Origin of the sequence: Companilactobacillus suantsaicola (assembly GCF_004745525.1) — a bacterium.
Lineage (GTDB): Bacteria > Bacillota > Bacilli > Lactobacillales > Lactobacillaceae > Companilactobacillus > Companilactobacillus suantsaicola.
This window is the reverse complement of record NZ_RKLY01000011.1, coordinates 52,643-77,347: the sequence shown is the minus strand read 5'-3', so window position 1 is coordinate 77,347 and position 24,705 is coordinate 52,643. Positions and strand designations below refer to the sequence as shown.

At 36.6% G+C, this 24,705-nt stretch carries 23 protein-coding genes; 19 read left to right on the top strand and 4 right to left on the bottom strand.

Going from position 1 to position 24,705, the window contains the following annotated elements:
* The first annotated feature begins 75 nt into the window (after nucleotides 1–75).
* Complete coding sequence (locus tag EGT49_RS05770) at nucleotides 76–759, top strand: GTP pyrophosphokinase (RefSeq protein ID WP_135372424.1); 684 nt, start codon at nucleotides 76–78, stop codon at nucleotides 757–759.
* 391 nt (nucleotides 760–1,150) lie between these two features.
* On the opposite strand, the gene EGT49_RS05765 is transcribed toward EGT49_RS05770, so the two are convergent.
* Nucleotides 1,151–1,693: a GNAT family N-acetyltransferase gene (locus EGT49_RS05765; RefSeq protein WP_135372422.1), complete on the bottom strand. Its 543-nt coding sequence runs from the start codon at nucleotides 1,691–1,693 to the stop codon at nucleotides 1,151–1,153.
* Between the two features lie 759 nt (nucleotides 1,694–2,452).
* Here EGT49_RS05765 and EGT49_RS05755 point away from each other — a divergent pair.
* On the top strand, nucleotides 2,453–4,102 hold the full coding sequence (locus EGT49_RS05755) for an alpha,alpha-phosphotrehalase (RefSeq protein WP_135372418.1): 1,650 nt from the start codon (nucleotides 2,453–2,455) through the stop codon (nucleotides 4,100–4,102).
* A gap of 52 nt (nucleotides 4,103–4,154) precedes the next feature.
* Nucleotides 4,155–4,886: a GntR family transcriptional regulator gene (locus EGT49_RS05750; RefSeq protein WP_135372416.1), complete on the top strand. Its 732-nt coding sequence runs from the start codon at nucleotides 4,155–4,157 to the stop codon at nucleotides 4,884–4,886.
* A 340-nt stretch (nucleotides 4,887–5,226) separates the two neighbouring features.
* On the opposite strand, the gene EGT49_RS05745 is transcribed toward EGT49_RS05750, so the two are convergent.
* Both EGT49_RS05745 and EGT49_RS05740 read right to left on the bottom strand, forming a co-directional pair.
* Nucleotides 5,227–5,949 (bottom strand): GntR family transcriptional regulator, encoded by a 723-nt coding sequence (locus EGT49_RS05745; protein ID WP_135372414.1) that lies wholly within the window; start codon nucleotides 5,947–5,949, stop codon nucleotides 5,227–5,229.
* A gap of 152 nt (nucleotides 5,950–6,101) precedes the next feature.
* Nucleotides 6,102–7,178: a GDSL-type esterase/lipase family protein gene (locus EGT49_RS05740; RefSeq protein WP_135372412.1), complete on the bottom strand. Its 1,077-nt coding sequence runs from the start codon at nucleotides 7,176–7,178 to the stop codon at nucleotides 6,102–6,104.
* Nucleotides 7,179–7,374: 196 nt separating this feature from the next.
* On the opposite strand from EGT49_RS05740, the gene EGT49_RS05735 reads away from it, so the two are divergent.
* The 7 genes from EGT49_RS05735 (at nucleotide 7,375) to EGT49_RS05705 (ending at nucleotide 14,142) form a co-directional block, all read left to right on the top strand.
* On the top strand, nucleotides 7,375–8,070 hold the full coding sequence (locus tag EGT49_RS05735) for a GntR family transcriptional regulator (protein WP_135372410.1): 696 nt from the start codon (nucleotides 7,375–7,377) through the stop codon (nucleotides 8,068–8,070).
* 225 nt (nucleotides 8,071–8,295) lie between these two features.
* Nucleotides 8,296–8,604 (top strand): PTS sugar transporter subunit IIB, encoded by a 309-nt coding sequence (locus EGT49_RS05730; protein WP_135372408.1) that lies wholly within the window; start codon nucleotides 8,296–8,298, stop codon nucleotides 8,602–8,604.
* 1 nt (nucleotide 8,605) lies between these two features.
* Nucleotides 8,606–10,036, top strand: coding sequence for a PTS sugar transporter subunit IIC (locus EGT49_RS05725; protein ID WP_135372406.1), 1,431 nt, complete (start codon nucleotides 8,606–8,608; stop codon nucleotides 10,034–10,036).
* A 12-nt stretch (nucleotides 10,037–10,048) separates the two neighbouring features.
* Nucleotides 10,049–10,387 (top strand): PTS lactose/cellobiose transporter subunit IIA, encoded by a 339-nt coding sequence (locus tag EGT49_RS05720; protein WP_135372404.1) that lies wholly within the window; start codon nucleotides 10,049–10,051, stop codon nucleotides 10,385–10,387.
* Nucleotides 10,380–11,858: a sialate O-acetylesterase gene (locus EGT49_RS05715; RefSeq protein ID WP_135372402.1), complete on the top strand. Its 1,479-nt coding sequence runs from the start codon at nucleotides 10,380–10,382 to the stop codon at nucleotides 11,856–11,858. Before EGT49_RS05720 ends, EGT49_RS05715 begins: the two co-directional genes overlap by 8 nt.
* A 2-nt stretch (nucleotides 11,859–11,860) precedes the next feature.
* The gene (locus EGT49_RS05710) at nucleotides 11,861–12,745 is read left to right on the top strand and encodes an ROK family protein (protein ID WP_135372400.1); all 885 of its coding nucleotides are present in this window, start codon (nucleotides 11,861–11,863) and stop codon (nucleotides 12,743–12,745) included.
* A 2-nt stretch (nucleotides 12,746–12,747) separates the two neighbouring features.
* A complete protein-coding gene (locus tag EGT49_RS05705; protein ID WP_135372398.1) occupies nucleotides 12,748–14,142 on the top strand; it encodes a glycoside hydrolase family 1 protein in 1,395 nt (464 codons plus the stop codon).
* Between the two features lie 55 nt (nucleotides 14,143–14,197).
* Here EGT49_RS05705 and EGT49_RS05700 read toward each other — a convergent pair whose 3' ends face one another.
* Complete coding sequence (locus EGT49_RS05700) at nucleotides 14,198–15,019, bottom strand: WxL domain-containing protein (protein WP_135372396.1); 822 nt, start codon at nucleotides 15,017–15,019, stop codon at nucleotides 14,198–14,200.
* A 302-nt stretch (nucleotides 15,020–15,321) separates the two neighbouring features.
* Between EGT49_RS05700 and EGT49_RS05695 the strand changes: the two genes are divergently transcribed.
* From EGT49_RS05695 to EGT49_RS05655, 9 genes are all read left to right on the top strand, one after another.
* Nucleotides 15,322–16,197 carry an ROK family protein gene (locus tag EGT49_RS05695; RefSeq protein WP_135372394.1) on the top strand — a complete coding sequence of 292 codons (876 nt, stop codon included), beginning with the start codon at nucleotides 15,322–15,324 and terminating at the stop codon, nucleotides 16,195–16,197.
* 1,208 nt (nucleotides 16,198–17,405) lie between these two features.
* Nucleotides 17,406–17,555: a teichoic acid D-Ala incorporation-associated protein DltX gene (locus tag EGT49_RS05690; RefSeq protein ID WP_135372392.1), complete on the top strand. Its 150-nt coding sequence runs from the start codon at nucleotides 17,406–17,408 to the stop codon at nucleotides 17,553–17,555.
* Nucleotides 17,556–17,572: 17 nt separating this feature from the next.
* Nucleotides 17,573–19,090, top strand: coding sequence for a D-alanine--poly(phosphoribitol) ligase subunit DltA (gene dltA, locus EGT49_RS05685; RefSeq protein WP_135372390.1), 1,518 nt, complete (start codon nucleotides 17,573–17,575; stop codon nucleotides 19,088–19,090).
* Nucleotides 19,083–20,294, top strand: coding sequence for a D-alanyl-lipoteichoic acid biosynthesis protein DltB (gene dltB, locus EGT49_RS05680; protein ID WP_135372388.1), 1,212 nt, complete (start codon nucleotides 19,083–19,085; stop codon nucleotides 20,292–20,294). Before dltA ends, dltB begins: the two co-directional genes overlap by 8 nt.
* A gap of 12 nt (nucleotides 20,295–20,306) precedes the next feature.
* Nucleotides 20,307–20,546 carry a D-alanine--poly(phosphoribitol) ligase subunit DltC gene (gene dltC / locus EGT49_RS05675; RefSeq protein WP_179949620.1) on the top strand — a complete coding sequence of 80 codons (240 nt, stop codon included), beginning with the start codon at nucleotides 20,307–20,309 and terminating at the stop codon, nucleotides 20,544–20,546.
* Between the two features lie 8 nt (nucleotides 20,547–20,554).
* Nucleotides 20,555–21,817: a D-alanyl-lipoteichoic acid biosynthesis protein DltD gene (dltD, locus tag EGT49_RS05670; protein WP_135372386.1), complete on the top strand. Its 1,263-nt coding sequence runs from the start codon at nucleotides 20,555–20,557 to the stop codon at nucleotides 21,815–21,817.
* A 120-nt stretch (nucleotides 21,818–21,937) separates the two neighbouring features.
* Nucleotides 21,938–22,354: a MerR family transcriptional regulator gene (locus tag EGT49_RS05665; protein WP_135372384.1), complete on the top strand. Its 417-nt coding sequence runs from the start codon at nucleotides 21,938–21,940 to the stop codon at nucleotides 22,352–22,354.
* 275 nt (nucleotides 22,355–22,629) lie between these two features.
* The gene (locus EGT49_RS05660; RefSeq protein ID WP_135372382.1) at nucleotides 22,630–23,841 is read left to right on the top strand and encodes a quaternary amine ABC transporter ATP-binding protein; all 1,212 of its coding nucleotides are present in this window, start codon (nucleotides 22,630–22,632) and stop codon (nucleotides 23,839–23,841) included.
* Nucleotides 23,834–24,700 (top strand): ABC transporter permease, encoded by an 867-nt coding sequence (locus tag EGT49_RS05655; protein WP_135372380.1) that lies wholly within the window; start codon nucleotides 23,834–23,836, stop codon nucleotides 24,698–24,700. The genes EGT49_RS05660 and EGT49_RS05655 overlap by 8 nt, the downstream gene beginning before the upstream one ends.
* The last annotated feature ends 5 nt before the right edge of the window (nucleotides 24,701–24,705 follow it).

The window sequence follows — 24,705 nt, the reverse complement described above, 5'->3', positions numbered from 1 at the left end:
CATCTAATAAGTATAGAATATAAGCAGCCACTAATCTGGTTGCTTTTTTTTATAAAAAAATTGAAGGATGGAAAAATGATATTAGAGAGATCAGGCGTTATTAATTTGAGAGAACTCGAGACTCAATTGAATGAGGTCGATAAACGTCCCGACGTGGCGGAATTGCCAAAATTGATTAAGATGTACCAACTTTATCAGTCAGGACAAAGGGAAATCAGCACGAAATTAGAAAATTTGGACGCTGAATTTCAAGTCAACTATGATTACAATCCAATCCATCATATGGAATCACGTATGAAAAAGATTCAGAGTTTGATTGGCAAAGCACAGAGAAAAGGCTATGACCTGACCGTGGAAAGCATTGAGAAGAACATCCACGACGTAGCCGGCATTAGAGTAGTAACGAATTACATTGATGATATTTATAAAATTGAAAAGATGTTAACGAGCCAAACAGACGTCACGCTATTAAGAAGAAAAGATTACTTGAAGCATCCCAAAGAAAGTGGCTACCGCAGTCTTCATATTGCAGTAAAGGTGCCAGTATTTCAATCCAAAGGGCCAATTGATGTCCCGGTAGAAATACAAATTCGCACCGTGGGGATGGATATGTGGGCCAGTTTGGAACATAAATTGAGATATAAAACCAATACCGATGAGAATCTAGTCGATAAGTATGGTGAACAATTGAGAGATTATTCGGATGAATTGGAAAATATTGAAAGAGGCATGCAAGAGATTCATCGACGTTTAGTTTAGAGCGTGGAAGCCAACGGTCAGGAGTCAGCAGATAGCCTAGCTTCACGAATTGCCCGCCGCACTTGCGGGCGATTTGGGAAGCGTAGCTATATGTTGACTCCTGTTGGCTGGAACGCGTTTTGACTATATCGCATAGAACCATGGTTATAAAATAAAAGAAATTTGGTATCAAAAAAGAGGAACCTTCTGTATATTGAGAAGATTCCTCTTTTTATATTGTGTGATGTCTATTGTTAATAACCATACTTCCTTAGTTTGAACGTAAACGCGTTCCACAGGGGCAACTCCCTCCGAGATAGCAAAATTTCCCAAATCGCCCGTAAAGTTCAACGGGCAATTCGTGAAATTACGTTATCCTCCGGGAGCTGACCGCCCCTGTTCCACGCTCTGCCTACCCGGCTTGCTCCACGCTCTGTAAGTTCCACTCGTCCCGATCAAGTGCATAACCCATAATAAAAATTTCTTCACCATTATCAGGCGAGATTCTCGTCTCAACCACGCCTAAATCATGCATGCCCATCTTTTCCATCACTCGGCCAGAGCGGGGATTCAAGTGGGCAAAATGTGCTTCGATGGTATCAAAGTTCAAAAAGCTGAATCCGTAGTCCATCATGGCACTGCCGGCTTCGGCAACGTAACCATGTCCCCAGGCACTTTGACTCAGAGCATAAGAAAGAATTCCGACACCATTTTCGGGATGGAATTCGTAAAAGCCAATCAATTGATGAGTGACTTTATCTTCAATTCCAAAGGTGTAACCAAATTCTTTTAGAAAATGATCTTTAAAAAGTTTCTTAAAGTTTGAGGGAGTCTTGACGTCACGATATCTCATATATTTTACGATTTTTGGGTCCAAAATAATTGACTCTAGCTCGTCGTAATCCCCTTGACTAATCGGACGAATGATTAGCCTATCAGTAGTAATTTGACGCATCCTCATATTCTCCATTATCTAAACTAGAATTAGAATAATAAACTATTTTTTTACGAAAGTAAATCATTTTTATTCGAAAATAGTATCAATATTTTGTCCTAAAAATTAATGATTATATGGTGATTTTTTATAAAACTTAGTTCTTTATAAAGGGAGGTGGTTGGATGCCATCTTCTGCCTGGTACTGAAAATGTCAAGAGAAACTTTGCGGCTGAATTTCAGTTATTTGCAGTTATCCGGTGGATTCTAAATAGGAAAAGTAACTCGACAATAAGAATATTAAACTCCGTATATAAATAGGAAAAGTAACTCGACAATAAGAATATTAAACACTGTATATGAATAGGATTAGTATTCCTAAATGAACGGAAAGCAAATAAATCATAGAACCATTATTTAGTCCGGAATAGCAAAGCCGATTTGGCTCAGATGTGAAATTATTCTTAGCGCTTAGAATAAGGCCAAGCTTTGAGATTTTGCGCACTTTGCAAAAGCTCAAAGTTGTGCCCAGCACGTTGCCGCCAAAATCGGCTTTGCTATGGAGGACGGCATACTTCACCCACCCTTAAAACAGTAAGAATCTACACTTATAGTTATTTATTTCTGAAAATGGACTAGTTCAAGGAATCTTTATATAATAGCTAAATGTGACTAATTTGAGAAATCTGTATGGTTATAACCACATTGACAGATGTATAAACATATTATAAGATTGCGTCGTTAAGTGAGGATTTATCAAAGATTGAGGAGTATTTGTAAATGAAGGAATGGCAAAAAGAAACTGTGTATCAAATTTATCCACGCAGTTTTCAAGATTCTAACGGGGACGGTATCGGTGATATCAACGGTATCATTTCACGGCTAGATTACTTGCAAAAACTGGGGATTGGACTAGTTTGGTTGACGCCGATGTACGTTTCACCCGGTAATGACAATGGTTACGATATTGCGGACTATTACCAAATCGACCCGGTATTTGGAACGATGGCTGATTTTGAGCACCTTTTGAAAGAAGCTCATAAGCGCGACATTAAAATCATTATGGATATGGTTTTAAACCACACCTCTGATCAAAACCCTTGGTTTAAAGAAGCCTTGAAGTCAAAGAATAATCCCTATCACGATTTTTATATTTGGCGTGATCCACTTGATGGCCATGAACCTAACAATTGGGTCTCAAAATTCAGTGGTAGTGCTTGGAAATATGTTCCAGAGTTAGACCAATATTATTTACATCTATATGATGTAACGATGCCTGACTTGAATTGGCGGAATGAAGAATTACGCAAAGAAATTTTTACGATGTTACAATTCTGGGCTAAACGGGGAATTGACGGCTTTAGACTGGATGTCATCAACAACATTTCCAAGACTAAAGAGATGCCAAACGATACCTTCAAGACACCACTCGATGATGGCCGTAACTTCTATACCAATGGTCCTCACGTACACGAATACATTCATGAAATGTATGAAAAAGTCTTTGGACCAAATAATTTCATTACGGTTGGAGAACTTTCTTCAACACCGATTTCTGAAGCGGTTAAGTACACTAATCCAAAGCGCCAAGAATTGTCGATGGCTTTCACTTTCCATCATGTGAAAGTCGATTATACCAACGGCAAAAAGTGGACGCTGGGTCATTACAAACTGACCGATTTGACTAGTATCTTGAGTGAGTGGCAAGTCAAAATGGATCAACAAGGTGGCTGGAATGCCTTGTTTTGGAACAACCACGATCAACCACGGGCAATTTCTCGTTTTACCGACGATGATAAATATCGTAATCAGTCAGCTAAGTTGTTGGCGATGGTCGAATTTGGACTAAAGGGGACGCCTTACATTTACCAAGGTGATGAAATTGCGATGAAGAACGCCTATTTCACTGATATCAAGCAATACAACGATCACGAATCAATCAACGCCTACAATGAATTGATCAATAATGGTGTGGACAAAGCTTTAGCCATCAAGATTCTGCAACAGAAATCACGCGAGAATGCGCGGTTGCCAATGCAATGGGACTCGACAAAAAACTACGGCTTCACAACTGGTGAGCCTTGGTTGAAACCACTTCATCACGATGATTATTCAGTTGAAAAAGTTCTAAAAATGAAAGACAACGTCTTTGACTTTTATCGAGCATTGATTTTCATTCGAAAACACAAAGAAGTCTTGATCGATGGTGATTATAAATTATTAAATCCTGAGGATAATAGTGTTTATAGCTATGAAAGATTTAATGAAAAGCGTAAAATTTTAGTTATGGCGAATTTTACTGCTCAAGAACAAAAAAGAACTATTCCAGCTGGATTCGACTTAGTTTTGGGGAACTACGGTGGATTGCAGTTAGATGATGAAACAGTAACTATGCGCCCATATGAAGCATTGATGTTAGAAAAGAGATAATGGGGTTTTTATTTTTGAGGTTTATTGCTAAATGCAATTGTGAGGAGAAATTATGCCAAAAAACTTATATTCAGATATTTACCATATATTAAAAGGTGAGATTGACAGTGAAGTTTATCCACCAAAAACAATTTTGCCTGGTGAAGAGGAGCTGTCACAACGTTTTAGTGTGACCAGAAACACAATTCGTCGAGCTTTGAAGAAATTACAATCTGAGGGATTAGTTTATACCGTTAAAGGCCGTGGCGTAGTGGTTTTAGAACCGGTTACTGACAATCGCATGGTCTTTTCAGCAGCTAATAGATCTGGCTTTCAAGATTTGATGAGTTTTCCCCAAAATAAATCAATTCGTGAATTAGCTACTAAGGTATTAGTTTTTGAAGAAGTTGAAGTCGATAGCATTTTGTCAGAACATACTTCATTTAGTTTAGGCGATATTGCTTATCACGTAGAAAGACTGCGTATGGTCAATGGTAAAGCTATGGCATTGGATACGAGTTATTTCCGAAAAGAAAATATGCCTGATTTGAGTTCCGATGATGCCAAGGGTTCAATTTATCAATATATTCGTGATAACAATCTCTTTAAAATAGCAGCAGCTCGTTCAGTTGCGACTGTAGAAACAGCTACTCAAAAAGAATCTGATCTGTTAGATTTACAAGCAGCTAACTGTGTCGGTGTTTTGAAGAAATACGTTTATACTGATTTGGGCAGTTTATTTGAATGTACTGAAACTAAATATATTCCTAATCATTTTTCTTTGGTTGGGTTTGAATCTTATTAATTGGATAGTAAAAAAGATGATTGGAATTTTCCAATCATCTTTTTTTGTGTGAATTTTTAATAACCATGGTTCTAGGCGATATAGTCAAAACGCGTTCCACAGGGGCAACTCCCTCCAGATAACAAAATTTCCCAAATCACCCGCAAGTGCGGCGGGTAATTCGTGAAATTACGTTATCCTCCGGGAGCTGACCGCCCCTGTTCCACGCTCTATCCAAAACGCGTTCCACAGGCCAGGACTTGGGACATATAGCTACGCTTCCCAAATCATCCGCAAAGTGCGCGGATAATTCGTGAAGCTAGGCTATCTGCCCAAGTCCTAAGCGGGCCTGTTCCACGCTCTAGAACTTGATAATCTGATTAAATATAAAGTTATCTGGAATAAAATGTGATTCTGTATATTCGAATTGTTTTCCATCGTCATTGAAGGCAAAACTGATCATGTTCCCGATGCAATTATTGATACCTAAATTTAGGTGTTGATAATCGGTCTGGGTGGCGTGTTCGATTCTTAGTTGTCTTTTGACGACGGCTATTTTCATTTGTAAATCATTGTTGATGTAATTATAAATTGATCCTTTAGCTATTTCTGGAGTTATCTCGGGAACTACTTGGGCGTTGAAATAGTTGATATCTAAGACGGCATTCTTGTCATTGATTCTTCTAACTCTCTTAATAGCGTAGACGGGGATACCTACAGCAAATGAAGTTTTGTGATGTAAGTTTTCGTCGACAATCACTTGTTGGAAATCGGCAATAATTGTTTTTCGATCAAGTTTTTGATCTGAGTTCAATGATTGAAGACCATTGATTTTTTCCAAACTGAGATTTAATTCCTTAGTCTTAGGTGTTTGTTCTAAAACGACGACACCTTTTCCTTTGACGCTGTAAACTAAGCCTTCATTTGCTAGTTGTTTAATTGCTTTACGGATTGCGTAACGACTAACGTTGAATTCTTCAATTAGTGCATCTTCAGTTGGAAGACGCATTTTAATATTGTATTGTCCGCTTAAAACGCGTTCTTTTAAAATTGTATAAATATCCTTGTTAGTAGTTTCAACCATTCTTTGTTCTCCAATTAAGTATAATTGATCATTATTCACTATTTTATATTACATTATATTAAAAATGATTTAAACATGGTACCTAAAACTTAATAATTACTATAAACAGATATTCCAAATCTTTATAGTACTTATACATCATGGAATATACTTTAGATCATCCGTTTGCGAATTAATTGTTCTTGAATGTACTTAGCAACTTTTTTGCCGCCATCAGTGGAAAAGTGTACGTGATCACCACAATCAAAGTCAGCTTTCAATCTGTCACCATCGGCAACTAGACTAGCAACGTCGATAATATGAGGCATTTTTAGCAGTTCTTTATTAACGGCTAAACGGAGTGCTTCTTTTTTATCAGACCAACCATTGACACCACCGTTGATATTGCCCTTGGCAGGCGTTATTGTCATTGGAACGAAGGTAATATCATGCTTTTTACATTTTAATTTGAGCAGTTTGACTGCTTTAACAATGGCTTGGGCGGTTGGTAACTCGTCAATAGGTGCACCAGTGCCTGGATGGAGTAAATCGTTGATGCCTTCCATAAAGACGACGATATTAGGTTGGTAATTGGCAATCATGTGGTCGAATCTTGTGAAGCCAGCCTCGCCAAAACTAGTCGACCATTGGGAAGTGCTGTGTCCTGGGTGCAAAATGCGATTTCCAGAAATACCAAAGTTAGCAGTCATACAGTGGAATTCAGATTCTAAGCTCAAGGCCAAAGGTGCAGAATAATTACCTTGATTAGTTAAAGAATCACCAAAGAAAGCGATGCGTTCATACTCTTGATTAGTTTGGACTTGAATAGCTGAGACGCCAAAGAAATATTTTGGTTCTTGAATGGTTCGGTCTTCAGTTTTGACCAAATCATTTGAAATAGTCATTCCCAAACTGTGGATTGTTTTATTAGGTGAAGTGATTTCGATCGATAGGAATGAATTGTCACGCATATCTAAGTCGATCCAATCTGACCATTCAATTAAGCGTGGTTCAATTTCGAATGAAGTTTGTCCATTTAAAGTCACCAATTTTCGATCGGTTGGTGTGCTATAAATTTCTAATTGTTCGATTTTTAGTGGCACTTCGTCGAATAAATTATTGAGTTGTAATCTAATTTTCTTACATGGCAACGGTTGAAAAATTTGTAGCTGTTGTTGCTTATTTGGATTTATATTTTCAAGGTTGGCATAATTAGTAAAATTATGCTTCCAAGTGGTAGTTTCTATCATTTAGTATTCCTTCTTTTTTAAGTGAAACCCTCTAATAACATAATAGCATGTTTAAACAATTTTGGTTATAAGAAAAATCATTATTTTAAGCGTGCAAATACAAAAGGTTCGATTTATATTTTGTGTGCGTTATAATTAATTCAATGCAAGTAAATATTTGTTATAACAAATATCAAGACAGCTCGGAGGCAGATACATGAAAGAGACGCCCAAATATGTGATTGTGGCGAATCGTTTGAGACAACAGATACTGGAAAAAGAATACCAAATAAATGAGCAATTACCGCAAGAAACTGCCATTGCCAAATCCTTGAATGTTAGTCGAATCACGGTTAGAAAAGCATTAGACATTTTAGTAAATGAAGGCTTGATTTATCGAATTCAGGGGTCAGGAACCTTTGTTAAAGACAATCATCCTGGTGAAGGCAACGAGATAAAGCGTTCAATAGAAATTTTTGATTTCAATAAATATCAAGTTAAACTGATTAATTTTGGTGTGAGTAAGCCTAGTCAAATGGTAATGGATCAGATGAATATCAATCAATTCGATTTAACCTATGAAGTGGAACGTTTGATTATGGATAGGGATAAGATAATTGCTTTACAGAATATTTTTATGCCTGTCAAAATCATTCAAGGGATGCAAATGAATTCCTTAATGGGTTCGATTTATGATTTTATTGAAAAGGATCTAGATTTAACGATTGATAGTGGAATTAGAACGATTTCTTCAGAAATTTCAAATGAAGAAACCTCAAGACTCTTGGATTTAACTAAACCAGAACCCTTGTTGACTGTAGAGCAACGCTCATTTTTGGATAACGGGCAAATCTTTGAGTATGCGTACACTTATATTCGTTCTTCTCAGTTTTCGCTACACGAATCAATTTAACATTTTACATACAAATTGAAAATACAAATTCATTTTAAAGTGGATTTGTATTTTTTTATTCTCAAAATTAAGAAAACAGACAATTCAAATCCACTATTGGAGTAGTCCAATCGACCACTTCTATATAAAAAAACAGGATTTGTTATAACAAATCATAAATTGGTATTGACTTCAAAAGTATATGTATTTACACTGAAAGCGTTAACAAATGAAGGGGGATTCATTATGAAGCAATTAAAGATTGCTATTTTCTGTAGTGGAGGTTTTTCCACAAGTTTAATTGGTTCCAAGATGCAAAAGGTTTACGACGCTGAAGGTAAGGACGTCAAAGTTGATGCTTACGATTTCGGTATGGTAGATGAAGTTGGGGACGATGTTGATGTCATTTTACTTGCCCCACAAATTGGCTGGGCTTATGACCAAACTGTTGAAGGTCACCCAAATACTAAAGTTATCCTTTTGACCATGCAACAATTCGGTAGCATGGATGGACAAGTTCTTGTCGACACATTAAAAGAGAAGGGAATAGAATAAAATGGGGAAAGGTAAAAGTAGTGGAATGCAAAAATTCCAAGCTAATTTTACTAGAGTAGCTGGTAAAATTGCTGCTAACAAATTGCTTTTAACGTTACGTGATTCCTTTATTATTGTTGCTGCTACATCAATGATTGCTGGTTTCGCGATTATGATCCAAAATGTTTTCATTGATCCTACTAACGGTTTGATTTTTGGTAAACAAGGTCTAGGCCTTGGTCGTTTGATTGCTGGATCATGGGCTGCTTGGGGTACTTCTGGTTTATTCAATGGATTGACAACTGTTGGTAACTTGGTTGGACTTATTTCAAATGGTTCATTGAATACTTTCGCGGTATTATTGGTAGTTATTTTCTCACATACATTTTCACGCAAATATTTCCCAAAGAGTAAGGAACATATGACTTCTGTTCTATATGCTCTTGGTGCATTCTTTATCTGTATGCCATGGAAGTTCCAATACACACCAGATGGAGCTAAAAAGCCTATCGATGTTTTGAATTATATGGATACAACATTCTTCGGTACTAAAGGTGTTTTTGCCGCTTTACTAATTAGTGGTTTTGCGGTTTGGATTTACAATAAAGTTCTTGAAAAGAACATTACTATTAAGATGCCAGATTCAGTTCCACCTGCAGTTGCACGTAGTTTTGAATCATTGATTCCTGGTGTTATCACAATGGGTGTCTTCATCATCTTAACAGGTATCAGTACTACATTTACTGGTGAAACAATGCCAGAACTATTATTGACAGCTCTACAAAAACCAGCTATTGCTATTTCTGGTACAGGCTTGTTTGCTTTTGTATCACAAACAACATGGAGTTTACTTCAATGGTTTGGTATTCACCCAACATCAATTTGGGGACCAATCTTTGGTTTGACATGGAACATCAATGATACACAAAACATGCTTGGTCAAGCACATCATATTTATTCAACATTGTTCATGAACTTCTCAACAGTTGCTGCTGGTTCATGTTCTGTATCACCAGTTCTAGCTTTGATCTTGTTCTCAAAGAGAGCTGCTGCCAAGAAAGTTTCTAAGATTTCTTTGATGCCAGCTATCTTTAACATTTCAGAACCTGTTACTTTCGGTCTACCTATTATCTTGAATCCTTTGTACTTCATTCCTTGGTTAGTTGCTCAACCATTGGCTTTCTACATTGGATTACTATTTACAAAACTTGGTTTTATTGGACCTATCGTCAACAACGTTCCTTGGACAGTTCCAACCTTGCTATCCGGACTTCTTTATACAGGATCAATCAATGGTTTAATTGTTCAAGCAGTAATCGTTGCTGCAACAACAGCAATTTACTACCCATTCGTTAAGATGGATAACAAGTTGAATCCTGATGTTGTTAAAACAGCTGAAATGGACGAAGCTCGCAAAGAATCAGAAAAAGAATTAAAGACTAGTCAAGCATAAGAGGTGTGAAATTTGGACGAAAAACAATTAAAGCGTGCGATGAATTTAATTTCTGTAGCCGGAACTGCTAAATCAATGTGTATTAATGCGATGAACCAAGCTGAAAAAGGTGACATCGACGGTGCACGTGAGACCTTAAAGGAAGCAAAGAAAACGCTACATGAAGCACACAATATTCAAACTAAATGGATGACAGATGAAATGAATGGTGAAAAGGTTGAAAAATCAATCATGCTGATTCACTCACAAGATCATTTCATTTCAGCTGATATCATGATGACAGTTGCTGAGAAAGTTATTAATCTTCACGACGAAGTTGCGCAATTAAAAAAGGAACAAGTAAATGAGTAATTTACAATTAGATGGAATTTATACTGACAAGATGGTCGTGCCAGCTAACAAACATTTTTATATCAGTGGACATGCTTTGCCAAAAGCGGACGTTTCAGTTGAAATTTTTCAACAAACTTATCAAACAACTGCTGACGCTGACGGGGTCTGGAAAGTTAGATTACTTCTAGCTGAAAAGCTGACTTGTGATATTAAAATCACTAGTTTAGATGAAGAAAAAACTTTGCATCAAGTCCGTAGTGGAAAAGTTATCTTGCTCACTGGCCAGTCAAATATTGAATTCAAATTCAGGGATGATGCCGAGTATCAATCAGAAATCGATCACTTAACACTTGATAATACTTACTTTTACAATGTCCCTCAACTCGAATATCACGACGATAATTTGACCTTGCCAACTGATTTAGAGACTTCTACTTGGCAAGTTGCCAACAAGGAAACTCTTTGGGAAATGTCTGATATTGGTTATTGGGCAGCTAAGAAATTACACGAACTAAATCCTGAAGAAGTCATTGGTATCATCGATTGCTACAAAGGTGGTACGTCGATTTCTTCTTGGGTTCCTGAGTCAGTTTTGTCCAGTGATCAGGAATTGGTCAAACGCTTCATTAAACCGTTTAAAGAGGCTACGACAGGCAAAGTCCAAGCTGATTATGATCAAGAGTTTGCTGACTACAATGCTTTAGTGGACAAACACAATACTGATTTGGCTAAATTTCAAAAAGAAAATCCTGAAGTGTCTTTGAGCGATGCTAAAGATGCGGTTGGTCATACTCCTTGGCCACCTCCAATGACACCAACTTCGTATTTACGTCCAAACGGATTATTCCATACGATGATCGAACAAGTAAAAAATTATGCGTTTGATAAAATCGTTTGGTACCAAGGCGAAAACGATGCTGATAATCCACAAGTTTACGATATTATGTTGCGTGGTTTGGTATTAAGTTGGCGTGATTTGTTTAAAGACTTCTCAGTACCATTTCTAATTGTCCAATTGCCAGGGTACTTTGACGAACCAAAGGATGCTTGGCCCATAATTCGTCAGCACCAATTAGAAATTACGCAAAAAATCAATGATGTGCATTTAGTTTCGATTGCTGATACGGGTGAGAAGCACAATATTCATCCAACTCACAAACGGATTGCCGGGACCAGAATTGGTGAGATCCTCTCTGATCAAAGTTATAGTTCGACACCAGTTGTTTATCGGCAACAAGTTTTGGATGATAAGTTGATTTTATCCGTCACATCAGCTAGTTCACTCGTCCAAAGAGGTAACGCATATTTTCTAGTTAAACAAGCTGACCAATGGCAAAAACGCCAGGTTAGAACTGTTGGAAAGCTAATTGTGCTTGATAATTGTCAGGGGATTCAAAAAATTCGTTATGCTTATGATAATTATCCAACTTGCACATTGTTCAATGAATTAGGTGCACCGGTTGCGCCATTTGAAATGGAGATTGGGTAAAAATGAGTAATTTAGGTTTGATTGATATCGGTGGTACTTCCATCAAATTAGCCGTCATGCAAGGTCAGGAATTGAAGAAGCTACCTTCAATTCCTACGCCAAAAACTTTGGAAGAATTCTATTCTGAACTAACTAAGAACGTTACAGCCATGAAATCAGAATACGAAATTACCGGTGTCGGGATCAGTTCTCCCGGTGCTGTCAATAAAAAGACTGGTGTAGTTGAAGGAGCCTCAGCCATTCCTTACATCCACAACTTCGAAATTCAACAAGCGCTGTCGAAGAAATTTGGATTGCCAGTCAGCATGGAAAATGATGCCAATTGTGCTGCCTTAGCGGAACTAAGTTCTGGTGCTGGTAAAGACGTTTCCAGTCTCTTGTTCTTGATCATTGGAACTGGGGTCGGTGGATCAGTCATTATCAATCATCAAATTTGGCACGGCGCTCATTTATTCGGCGGTGAATTTGGTTTCACTTTAGTTGATGATAAAAGTACTCTCAGTAACCTAGCCACTTCAGTTGGGGTTGCTGAAAGATACAATGAAAATTCCAAACCTAAAACTAACTATACTGGTAAAGAAGTCTTCGATTTAGCCGATAATGGCGACCTCCGAGCTCAAAAGGAAGTTCAAACGATGTACTACTCACTTGCCAAAGGGATTTACAATTTACAGTATAGTTTTGACCCTGAACTCATCGTTTTAGGTGGTGCGGTTTCTAACAACCCACACTTAATTCCAGAAGTTAATAAAGAAATTGAAAAGATTCGCAAAGTTGTCAAAATTGCTTCGATAAAGCCGCAAATTGTTCCTTGTCAATACACAGATGAGGCTAACTTGCGTGGAGCTTATGTCGACTTTTATCAAACTTATCCAGAGGAGAAATAAACATGCTAACATTTCCAAAAGATTTTGCCTGGGGCGCTGCTACATCCGGCCCTCAATCAGAAGGTAACTTTCACAAACCAAATCAAAACGTTTTTGATTACTGGTTTGAAAAGAGTCCTGATGATTTTTACGATGGCGTAGGACCTGACACAGCCTCTAACTTTTATAATGATTATCAAAAAGATATCCCTTTGATGGCAAAAGCTGGAATCAAGGCATTGCGGACGTCAATCCAATGGAGTCGTTTAATCAAGAACCTTGATACCGGTGAAGTTGATGAAGCCGGAGTGGAATTCTACAATAAAGTAATTGACTGTTTAATTGCCAATGGGATAACACCATACATCAACTTGTTCCATTTTGATTTGCCAATTAAGTTGTATCAAGAATACAGCGGTTGGGAATCAAAGCATGTGACTGACTTGTTCGCCGACTATGCTGAAAAATGTTTCGAATTATTCGGTGATCGAGTTAAGAATTGGTTTACCTTCAATGAGCCAAAAGTCATTTTAGATGGTGAATATTTGTATCAATTCCACTATCCATTACGAGTTGATGGACCGGCTTCAGTACAAGTTGCTTATAATTTGAATTTAGCCTCTGCCAAAGCGGTCAAGAAGTTTAATGCTTGGAAAAAAGCTAATAATTCTGATGCTAAGATAGGAACAATCTTGAATTTGACACCGGCTTATCCAGCTACTGATGATCCTGAGGATGTCAAAGCAGCGCACTTTGCTACGATGTGGGATGACAATATGTTCCTAGATCCCGCCGTTTTAGGACATTTCCCAGCTGAATTAGTTCAAATTTTGGATGATGCAGGCGTACTTTGGGAAAGCACCCCTGAAGAATTGAAATTGATTGAGGATAATACCGTTGATGTTTTAGGTGTTAATTTCTATCATCCAGAACGTGTTCAAAGACCAAGTGTTTCACCAGAAAGCTTGCAAGATTGGATGCCTGATATTTATTTTGATAATTATGAAATGCCCGGTAGAGTGATGAATGTCGACAAAGGTTGGGAAATCTATCCAGAAACTTTGTATGATATTTCCATTAACTTGAAAGATAACTATGGTAATATTCCATGGTTCGTCTCAGAAAACGGAATGGGCGTCTCACGCGAAGAACGCTTCATTAAAGACGGCGTTGTGCAAGATGATTATCGAATTAAATTTATTCACGATCACTTAGTTCAACTTCATAAGGGAATTGAAGCTGGTTCTAACTGCCACGGATACTTCGTTTGGACAGCGATTGATTGCTGGTCATGGAAGAATGCTTACCGCAATCGTTATGGCTTGATTCGTGATGATATTCATACTCAGACGAAGACCTTGAAGAAATCTGGTCACTGGTACGCTAAATTAAGTGAAAACAATGGATTTGAAGAATAGAATACAAAATAAAAGCCTAGTCAGAATTTTCTGACTAGGCTTTTATTTTGTTAAGTTAATTAGTTACGCTAGGACTAGCAGTTAGAGTCCAAGTAACGACAGCGTTCATATTTTTAGAGGATTTAGTAGAACCAGTACCGTCATTTGGAATCGTCAAACTGGCGGCATCAGGCGTATTATATTTAGCTCTGATGACACCAGGGTTATATGTTCCAGATTTCATGTCGATGACTGTTTGATCATTACCATCGACACTTGAAATATCAACTGCTTTTGTTTTAAGCAATGTATCGGAATTAGTTACGTTGTTATTTTCATCATCTACTAAGTTCAAAGCACTTAGATGAAGAATTGCATCAAGTGATTCGGAAGTTTCATTTGAGGCGATGTTTAGTTTACCGATCGAGGCACTGAGTTGGAAACCAGGCATTTTACTTGGATCGGTTAAATTACGTGAATCAGTAACTTGTAGATAGCCATCACTGTTGCCGTCGATTCCTGCATTGTTTGCACCAGTGTCAGAATCGGTAGTAAATCCGTCAGTGTCAGCAGTATTGTTCTTTAATTTTACGGTAGTTCCTTTTGACATCGTTCCGAAATTGAAATCAGGTACGGCATCAAGGGTTAAGATACCGGATAGGACTGTTACAGTAACTGTTGAAGTCTTTGAGTCAGCTGCATCGTTAGCGGAGTAAGTGATTGCATCAGTTGTGTCGCTTGAAGAGGCTGAACCAGTAGTACTTGAACCTGAAGAAAAGCCGTTTTGAACAGTAATTGCATCAGCAGATTCAGCCGCTTTTACTTGAGTTAGGGGAGTAGTAGCAACGGCAAGACTAGCCAATGCTAGTATACGAATAATCTTATTAAATGATTTCATTAGCTAACCCCCTAACGTGTTTATTATGGATCCTATTTCATACTTAGATTTTAGCAAAAGTTAACAGACGGTTTGTATCGTAATTGATAAATGTTTTTTATCTAAACTGAAACAAGATTATGTTAATTAATTAACTAACTAATTTTTTTAAAACATTTGTGGTAATAAAAGCAATACAATCTGTATATACGTAATTTTTATTAAATGAAATCAATGATTCTCCAAGAATGTTAACGTTTTATAAATGGATATGGTAATCTGGTATTGTTTAGTGTAAACGATTGCAATTTGGAGGGGAAATAATGAAAGATATTGCATTAATCGATGTTGGTGGTACTAGCATCAAATATGGTCTATGGAATTCAGCTCAAAATGAGTTGACTGAAAAAGGTTCTTTTGAAACACCTAAGGATTTAACTGGTTATTATGCTGGTTTGGAAAAAGTGGTTAATGATTTTAAAAAGGAACATGAGTTAAGTGGCGTGGCGATGAGTACACCAGGTGCAGTTAATAAAGAAACCGGTGTGATCGAGGGTGCAAGTGCTTTGCCATACATTCACAACTTTAAAATTCAACAAGAATTGGAAAAACGCTTTGCTCTACCAGTCACAATGGAAAATGATGCTAACTGTGCAGCTTTGGCAGAAATGGATAGTGGCATCGCTAAAGGTCTGAAGAACTTAATTTTTCTTGTGATTGGAACAGGTGTCGGTGGCGCCGTGATTTTGGATGGACATGTTCATCATGGAAAACACTTATTCGGTGGTGAATTTGGTTATACATTATCTCAAGATGGTTATAAGACCGTGAGTGATGTCAGCACAGCCGTATCGCTAGCTAAGCGTTATAACGAAGCTAAACAAACTAACTATTCAGGTAAAGAAGTCTTTGATCTGGCTAATAATGGCGATGAGTTAGCACAAAAATATGCTCAAGATTTGTACCACAATTTAGCCGTAACAATTTATAATCTGCAATATGGATTTGATCCCGAAATGATTGTTTTAGGTGGAGGAATTTCACAAGCCGACTTTTTGATTCCAAATATTGAAAAAGAAATCCAAAAGATTTTGGATGAGGTAAAAATCGCACCATTCATGCCAGTTATAAAGAGTTGCCAATATCATAACGACGCTAATTTGATTGGTGCTTATGTTGATTTTAAACAAAGCAATTAGGTTGTTTTTGTTAAGTATGCCGTCCTCCGCAACAAACTCGATTTTGGCTGGAACGTACTGGGCACGACTTGAAACTACCGCAAAGTGCGCGGCATTTCCAAGCTCGGCCTTTCACGTAAGCGCTAAAGCGCTAAGTGAAATTTCAGTACTGAGCCAAATCGAGTTTGTTGCTCCGGACTAAATTTTGGTTCTATTGATTATTTACTTTCCATTCCTTTAAAAATAGTTGTTCTATTCTGAATGGTCATAGGTATTTTGACGAGTTATTAAGTTTTTATATTAAAAATAGCGATAATAATAGCAAAAGAATTAGGATCTTACTAATGCCACATTTTACAGTGGTTTTGGTAAGATCCTATTTTTTTATATTAAATTAAATCAATCAAAATATCATAAGACAATAACGTACATGCCTATAAAACAGTTAAGTACCCAATCCAAATAGAAGTCCATCTAATTTCAAAAATTACTGAAATACTGCAAAAAATTGAAATCTAGTCTGGAGCACAAGCCCTGTGATGGCTCAGCCGCCAAATTATTCTTAGCAATTTATTGCTTAGAATAAGGCCTAGTTTTGAGATTTTGCGAACTGTGCAAAAGCTTAAAATAGTGCCGGCCGCGTTCCAGTCCATCACAGGGCTTGTGCGGAAGACGGCAACCTAATCACACCCCACACATTAAAAGAAGAGAAATAACTCAATATCATAAATGTTATTTTTGATATTTTTACAAATAAATCCAGAATAATATCGGTAGAAAGTAAGCGCTTTATCTTACAAAAATGTCACATGAGACTAACAGTTTGGTAATTGTCCCGGCAAAATATTTACATTTAACTTTCCTAAGTCATAATAAAAAACTGTTGAGATGACATCTGACAAATTATCGCTGAAAGAACTGTTGCCAAATAAAATGACCTTACAGAGTGTCTATTGTTGGTAACCTGATTAATTTTCATTTATAATAAAATTTGTTTAAACATATATCTTCAAATGCCGTGGGATACGTGGGATTGGTCAAAAAAGAATAAAATTATTTATAGAAAAAGCCTACTTTCGACATTTGAATCGTTATTATAATGTTTATGCAAATGATATAGAAATAACAATATTCAATTATTTCGAGTCATTTTCTGGTTTGACACAGTTTTTTTTGAATGGTTAGATAGTTTTCGCATAAAGCAAACTCTATTCGGTGAGGTGTAAATTATGAAAAATAGTTTACTAGTTTTTCTAAAAAAACCAGTTACGGTTTTTATTATTAAAACGGTTGTATTTTTCGCTATTCTCTTAGTGCTCTTATACATTTACGGGTACAACGGTGTAGGAAGTGCCAAGTTTATTTACAACGAATTCTAGGAAGAAGGTAATATCGAATGAATGCAATCATTGAAAAGATAACCACCGTCGCATTACAAAACCCTAACAAAGTTTGCTACAGAAATGGGACACAAACACATACGTATCAAGAGTTGATTCAAAAATCTGATCGAGTGGCTAGTTTCATTCAGGATAAATTCTTACCTGAGAAAAGTCCGTTGATTATTTACGGTGGCCAACAATTTGAAATGCTGGTCATGTTCTTAGGTGCAATTAAGGCTGGACATGCTTATATTCCCGTCGATGACGCTTCAGATCCACAACGAGTGATTCAAATCAATTCGGTAGCAAAACCATCATTGATACTGAACTGGAGTGACACAACTGATTTTGGAGTTGAGACTCCTCAAGTAACTAAAGAGGAACTCCAACGAGTATTAGTTTCTGAAAATAATATTTATGACAGTAATCGTAGTGTTGGACCAGACGACAATTTTTATATCATTTTTACTTCAGGAACTACTGGAACTCCTAAGGGAGTTCAAATCAGTACTAATAACATTTTGGATTTCTCAAAGTGGGCTGAAAAGACCTTTGATTATTCAGCTGAGATGAAGATGCTTTTACAAGCTCCATTTTCATTCGATTTATCGGTCTTTGATATTTATCCTGGTTTAATGAGTGGCGCTACTTTAAATGTTGTTGATAAGGATACGACGAAGAATTTTGGTAAGTTACAAACAGCCATTATCGATTCCGACTTCAACACTTGGGTTTCCACACCATCATTTTTTGAAATGTGTCTTTTGTTTAGAGGCTTTGATGAAGCACATATGCCACATTTGAATAAATTCATTTTCTGTGGTGAAGAATTAACACATGCGACAGCTAAGAAGCTGTTGAAGAAATTCCCTTCAGCTGAGTTGTATAACACTTATGGCCCAACAGAAAATACTGTTGCTATTACGGCTATTAAGATTGATCAAACAGCTTTAGAGAAGTTCGATCGTTTGCCAATTGGTTATTTGAAGCCAAATATGGAACACAAGGTCATTGGTTCTAAAGACGAAAATGGCATGCTAACTGGTGAGTTACTCGTCAGTGGACCGGATGTTTCAAAGGGTTATTTGAATAATCCAGTTCAAACAAATAAAGCTTTTGAAAATATTGATGGAAAAATTTTCTATCACACAGGCGATATGGTCAGTGTGGCTGACGATGGCTTGTTGTTCTATCACGGTAGAACTGATTTCCAAATTAAGATGCACGGTTACCGAATCGAACTTGAAGAAGTTGATTCGCTACTAGGTAATTTGGAACAAGTAAAGCAATCATGTACCGTTCCTTTGTACAACAACAAGAAACAAGTTAGCAAGATGATTGCCTGCATTGTTTTGGAAGATAAATTTAAAGATGATGACGAAAATAATTTGAATTCTGATATTAAAGATTCATTGAAAGAAACCACAATGGAATACATGATTCCCAACGTTTTAAGATTTGTAAAGCAACTACCAATTAGTAAGAATGGGAAAATTGATAGAAAGACTTTAATAGGCGAAATTAATGAATAACATTACACCTTACAGTAGTCCCCATTACTTTATATATTTACTTTTACTTTTATTGCCAATCATGATTGGTTTGTGGTTTGGTAAAAGATTCAAATTTTATGACTTTATCGCAACTGTCGTTATCTTAATCATCACTTTCTTTGGTGGCAATATGTCACAAGGATTGTCACTGATCTTCTACATCCTTTACGAGATGCTGTTAGTCTTCGTATATCTTTCGTATCGTCGCAAGAAAAATAACTTCTGGGTTTTCACTAGTTTTGTAGTCTTAGCGATTATCCCATTAGTTTTTGTAAAACTAGATCCACTTCTAAAGAATGCTACGATATCACTCTTTGGATTTATGGGTATTAGTTATTTGACCTTTAAGGCCGTTGAAATAATTATGGAGATTCGTGATGGCGCCATTAAGGATATTAAACCTTACGAGTTCTTACGTTTCTTACTATTCTTCCCAACTATTTCATCAGGACCTATCGATCGATTCAGACGTTTCCAAAAAGATGTCGTCAAAGTACCTACACGAGATGAATATGTTGAACTTTTGCACAGTGGTGTGAATAAGTTGATGCAAGGTCTCTTGTATAAGTTCATCATCGGCTACTTCTTTGGAACCTTGTTACTACCAAAAGTACAAATTTTAGTAATGTCATATCGTGATCAAGCACCATTAGGAATTTCTTGGGCCCTAGTCGCATACATGTACGTTTACAGTATGTATTTGTTCTTCGACTTTGCTGGGTATTCACTCTTCGCGGTATCCATTAGTAATTTCATGGGTGTTAAGACGCCGATGAACTTCAGAGCTCCATTTAAATCACACAATATCAAAGACTTCTGGAATAGATGGCACATCACTTTGTCATTCTGGTTCCGTGACTTCATTTACATGCGTTTGATGTTTACCGTTATCAAGCACAAATGGATGAAGAATCGTGTTACGATCGCTAATTTTGGATATATTACTTTATTCTTGATCATGGGATTCTGGCACGGTGAAACTTGGTATTACATTGTTTATGGTATTTTCCACGCCTGCGCAATGATCACTAATGATGCTTGGTTAAGATTCAAGAAGAAACATCGTAAAAAGATTCCAAGTAATAAGTTTACCGAAGCTTTTGCAATCTTCTTAACCTTTAACGTGGTATGTTTCAGTTTCTTGATCTTCTCAGGTATTTTAAATACATTATGGTTCAGTTAGGAGAAAATTATTATGGATGAAATTAAAAATAAAATTGTTGGTATTTTAAAAGATGTTACAGGTTTGGACAACGTTGGCCAAGATGCTGACCAAGATTTATTTAAAGATGGTGTATTGGACTCAATGGCAACTGTTGAAGTATTAGTTACTTTACAAGATGATTTTGGCATCCAAGTACCAGTTTCAGAATTTGACCGTTCACAATGGTCAACCGTAAATAAAATTGCTCAACGTGTACAAGAATTGGAATAGAGTAGATTATGAAAAAAAAGTTATGGATGATTTTTGGACCGGTTATAGTTGCCATTGCTGCTTTATTGATTCTTCTTTGGGCACCGATCAACTTTAAGACGGTAACTCCTCAAAAGGTTAGACAAGCAGCAACTTCATTGGACATTCGAGTTTTAAAGGGTGAAAGTGTGAAGAATGCCGCCGAAAAGGAAAATTACATTCCTATCATTGGTTCATCGGAACTTTCTAGAATGGATCCGTTCCACCCATCTTCCATGGCGCAAAAGTATCATTGGAAGAATAAACCATTTTTGCAAGGTAATCCGGGAACAGCTTCATTGACACAAGCAATGAATGTTGGTGGGATGACTAATTTAAAGGGAAATAAAGCTGTTTTTATTATTTCCCCACAATGGTTTAGCAAATCTGGTGTTGCTGCTAATGCTTTCCAATATTTCTTATCACCACTGCAATTAACTGGATTCATTTTGAAGTCTAATACTGGTGATAAGGCAATGAATAAATACGTTGCTTCAAGAATCCTTGAATTAGGTGTCAGCAAAGGTCAAATTGAAGATGATGCCTTACAGCGTATTTCTGAAGGTAAGCAGATTACTAGTTTCCAACGTTTCTACATTAAAACCTTTGCCCGTTCTAGTCTAAAGAATCAGGATGACTTGTTTGGTTCTATTTCGATGAAGGATCATGAACAAATGATTCAAAAAGCCTCAAGCCAATTGCCAGATGACTATAACTATAAAGATTTGAATAAGTTAGCTACTAAATTAGCTAAACACAATTCTCGCGATAATGATCTTCAGATTGGAGATAGTTTCTATCGTAAGGAATTGCGTAAGAGAATTAGAACTTATCGTAATACGCACCGTCATGTAAAATATACAAGCTCACCAGAGTACAACGATTTCCAAGCACTACTTTATATGTTTGCACAAAACAAAGTGGAAGTAATGTTTGTTATTCAACCAATTAATCCACATTGGGTAAAATACACTGGTATGCCAAAGAGTTCGATCATTAACTTTGATAAGAAAATCAAATATCAATTGAGATCACAAGGCTTCAATGAAATCGTTGATTTATCGAATGTAAAGAATCAAAATTACATTGCTGAAGATACGATTCACATGGGCTGGCGTGGTTGGTTGATGCTTGATCATCATCTAAAGAGTTATTATCAAGATAAGAAAGCCAATCCAGAAAATACTCAGTATCATATGGATAGTTACTTCTTATCAAACGACTGGGCTCAAAACAAAAATGTTACTAAATAACAAAATCCTATATCAATTTTAAGTTGATATAGGATTTTGTTTTACTTCACATATTTATTGTGCTATTATCCTTTTAATCACCTCAACCTAACTTTAGGTAAAGGGTACAGGAGGAAACAAATGCAAGAATTAGCTGTTACTTATTCAATTGGTGAAGTTGCCGAAAAATTTGGTTTGTCTATTCCAACGATTCGTTATTACGATAAAGAAGGACTAATTCCTAACTTACAAAAGAACACCGCTGGCGTACGTCGTTTTTCAGAGGATAATATAGGTACACTTAAATTAATCGAGTGTCTGAAAAATGCGGGGATGCCGATCAAAGATATTAAACAATTTATTCAGTGGACACTGTTAGGTGACGAAACCTTAGATGAACGTTATCAAATGTTTCAAGAATTAAGAATTTCCGTGCAGAAACAGATGAAACAAATGCAGGAAACACTTGATACAGTCAATTTTAAGTGTGCATATTACCAAAAGGCTACTGAAGATGGTACAGAAAAATTTGTTAAAGATGAGATGCATTTGGAATAGAAAAATAAAAAAATTTGAATATTTATTTTCATAAAGTTTGTGAAACTTGTCAATACTATACTGCTATTGGAATAGACGCCTGTCCTGAAACTCGGACATGGCGCCTTTTTTACGTGTTTAAACTGCTTACATCAGGACTTATAATTTGCACAAGCAAAATTTATTTGTTAGGGTTATAAGGGTCGTTGTTATTTCTTTGTTGTTAAATAACAACTTTTTTATTTCTAAATTATGAATATAAGATATTTATTTCGATTCCAAGAATGGGGGATTTAATGAGTACTAATAAAAGTACAAAAGTAGAAGTCAAAAACCTAACTAAAATCTTTGGTAAGAGAATTGCCAAGGCTAAAGAGTTAAGTAGTCAAGGAAAAGATAAATCGGAAATTCTTAAAGAAACAGGTGCCACAGTCGGTGTCGACCGAGCTGATTTCAAGATTTATGATGGTGAAATTTTCGTTATCATGGGTCTATCAGGTAGTGGTAAGTCAACATTGGTAAGAATGATCAATCGTCTTATCGAGCCAACAGATGGTGAAGTATTGATTGATGGCGAAAACTTAATGAAGATGGATAAGAAAAAGCTTCGTGAAGTTCGTCGAAAGAAAATGAGCATGGTTTTCCAAAACTTTGGTTTATTACCTAATAGAACAATTTTGGAAAATGCTGAATATGGCTTGGAAATTCAAGGAGTAGACAAAGATACTCGTGAGAAAAAAGCCAAAGATGCGCTCGAAACAGTTGGTATTACAGGTTACAACGATGAATACCCTGATCAATTATCAGGTGGTATGCAACAACGTGTTGGTCTAGCTCGTGCTTTAGCTAACGACCCCGAAATTCTATTGATGGATGAGGCCTTTTCAGCCCTTGATCCATTGAACAGAACGGATATGCAAGATCAACTTTTGGATATTCAAGAAAGATTGCATAAGACAATCATCTTTATCAGTCATGATTTGAATGAAGCTTTGAAGATTGGTGATCGAATTATGATCATGAAGGATGCTAAGGTTATCCAAACTGGTACACCAGAAGATATCTTGACTCATCCTGCTAACGAATATGTTGAAAACTTTATTGAAAATGTTGATAGAAGTAAGGTTCTTACTGCTGGTAACGTAATGATTCGTCCGATGACAATCAATATTGAAAAAGCCGGTCCTCGTTTGACCTTGAACATGATGAAGGCTAACGAAGTTTCAACGGCTTATATTGTTAACAACCAACGTAAATTGATTGGTGTCGTTGATGCCAATGATGTTATTAAATTAGTCCGCGAGAAGAAAGGGGATATTACACCTATTATTCAAACCAAAGTTCCTACAACAGATGAAGATACACCAATTTCAGACTTGATGGATGATATCTCACAAACAGGTATCCCATTTGCCGTAATTAACGACAAGAAGCAACTGAAAGGGATCATTGTTCGTGGTGCCGTATTAGGTGCCCTTGCAGGAAATGAGGTGAGCGATTTTGAATAGTCTTTTACTATTAGGTGCTATTGCTAAACTTCCTTTGGCTGATTGGATCGACAATTTTGTTGATTGGTTAGTACAATTTACTGGCTTTTTCAATGCTGTAACTAATTTCATTGGAGCAATCAATAATGCTTTCCAATGGGTTTTCGATGCTTTACCAATTTGGTTATTCATCGTTTTAGTTTTAGCTTTAACGTATTTTGTTAATCGTGATAAGCAAAATTGGGGATTACTGATTTTTGAATTTCTAGGATTGCTTTTGATTTGGAACTTGAATTACTGGCGTGACATGACACAAACTTTGACATTGGTATTAACATCAAGTTTGATTGCACTAGTAATTGGTATTCCACTTGGTATTTTGATGGCTAAGAGTCACATTGCTGAAGTTATTTTGAAACCAATTCTTGACTTCATGCAGACTATGCCAGCTTTCGTTTACTTGATTCCTGCTGTTGCCTTATTCGGTATTGGTATGGTTCCAGGTATCGTTGCTTCAGTTATTTTCGCAATGCCACCAACAGTTAGAATGACTAACATGGGTATTCGTGAAGTTCCTGATGAATTGATCGAAGCTGCTGATTCATTCGGTTCAACTGAATGGCAAAAATTATTTAAGGTTGAATTACCAATCGCTAAAACTAGTTTAATGGCTGGTGTTAACCAAAGTATGATGCTTTCACTATCAATGGTTGTTATTGCTTCTATGATCGGTGCTATGGGACTTGGTACAGAAGTCTACTTCGCCGTTGGTAGAAATGATGCTGGTAATGGTTTCGCTGCTGGTTTAGCAATCGTTATCTTGGCAATTATTTTGGATAGATTGACTCAATCACTTACAAGAACACGCAGAAAAAACTAGGAGGG

Coding starts and splice junctions, on each gene's coding strand:
- EGT49_RS05770 (WP_135372424.1), top strand. CDS start 76: ATGATATTAGAGAGATCAGGCGTTATTAATTTGAGAGAACTCGAGACT.
- EGT49_RS05765 (WP_135372422.1), bottom strand. CDS start 1,693: ATGCGTCAAATTACTACTGATAGGCTAATCATTCGTCCGATTAGTCAA.
- EGT49_RS05755 (WP_135372418.1), top strand. CDS start 2,453: ATGAAGGAATGGCAAAAAGAAACTGTGTATCAAATTTATCCACGCAGT.
- EGT49_RS05750 (WP_135372416.1), top strand. CDS start 4,155: ATGCCAAAAAACTTATATTCAGATATTTACCATATATTAAAAGGTGAG.
- EGT49_RS05745 (WP_135372414.1), bottom strand. CDS start 5,949: ATGGTTGAAACTACTAACAAGGATATTTATACAATTTTAAAAGAACGC.
- EGT49_RS05740 (WP_135372412.1), bottom strand. CDS start 7,178: ATGATAGAAACTACCACTTGGAAGCATAATTTTACTAATTATGCCAAC.
- EGT49_RS05735 (WP_135372410.1), top strand. CDS start 7,375: ATGAAAGAGACGCCCAAATATGTGATTGTGGCGAATCGTTTGAGACAA.
- EGT49_RS05730 (WP_135372408.1), top strand. CDS start 8,296: ATGAAGCAATTAAAGATTGCTATTTTCTGTAGTGGAGGTTTTTCCACA.
- EGT49_RS05725 (WP_135372406.1), top strand. CDS start 8,606: ATGGGGAAAGGTAAAAGTAGTGGAATGCAAAAATTCCAAGCTAATTTT.
- EGT49_RS05715 (WP_135372402.1), top strand. CDS start 10,380: ATGAGTAATTTACAATTAGATGGAATTTATACTGACAAGATGGTCGTG.
- EGT49_RS05710 (WP_135372400.1), top strand. CDS start 11,861: ATGAGTAATTTAGGTTTGATTGATATCGGTGGTACTTCCATCAAATTA.
- EGT49_RS05705 (WP_135372398.1), top strand. CDS start 12,748: ATGCTAACATTTCCAAAAGATTTTGCCTGGGGCGCTGCTACATCCGGC.
- EGT49_RS05700 (WP_135372396.1), bottom strand. CDS start 15,019: ATGAAATCATTTAATAAGATTATTCGTATACTAGCATTGGCTAGTCTT.
- EGT49_RS05695 (WP_135372394.1), top strand. CDS start 15,322: ATGAAAGATATTGCATTAATCGATGTTGGTGGTACTAGCATCAAATAT.
- EGT49_RS05690 (WP_135372392.1), top strand. CDS start 17,406: ATGAAAAATAGTTTACTAGTTTTTCTAAAAAAACCAGTTACGGTTTTT.
- dltA (WP_135372390.1), top strand. CDS start 17,573: ATGAATGCAATCATTGAAAAGATAACCACCGTCGCATTACAAAACCCT.
- dltB (WP_135372388.1), top strand. CDS start 19,083: ATGAATAACATTACACCTTACAGTAGTCCCCATTACTTTATATATTTA.
- dltC (WP_179949620.1), top strand. CDS start 20,307: ATGGATGAAATTAAAAATAAAATTGTTGGTATTTTAAAAGATGTTACA.
- dltD (WP_135372386.1), top strand. CDS start 20,555: ATGAAAAAAAAGTTATGGATGATTTTTGGACCGGTTATAGTTGCCATT.
- EGT49_RS05665 (WP_135372384.1), top strand. CDS start 21,938: ATGCAAGAATTAGCTGTTACTTATTCAATTGGTGAAGTTGCCGAAAAA.
- EGT49_RS05660 (WP_135372382.1), top strand. CDS start 22,630: ATGAGTACTAATAAAAGTACAAAAGTAGAAGTCAAAAACCTAACTAAA.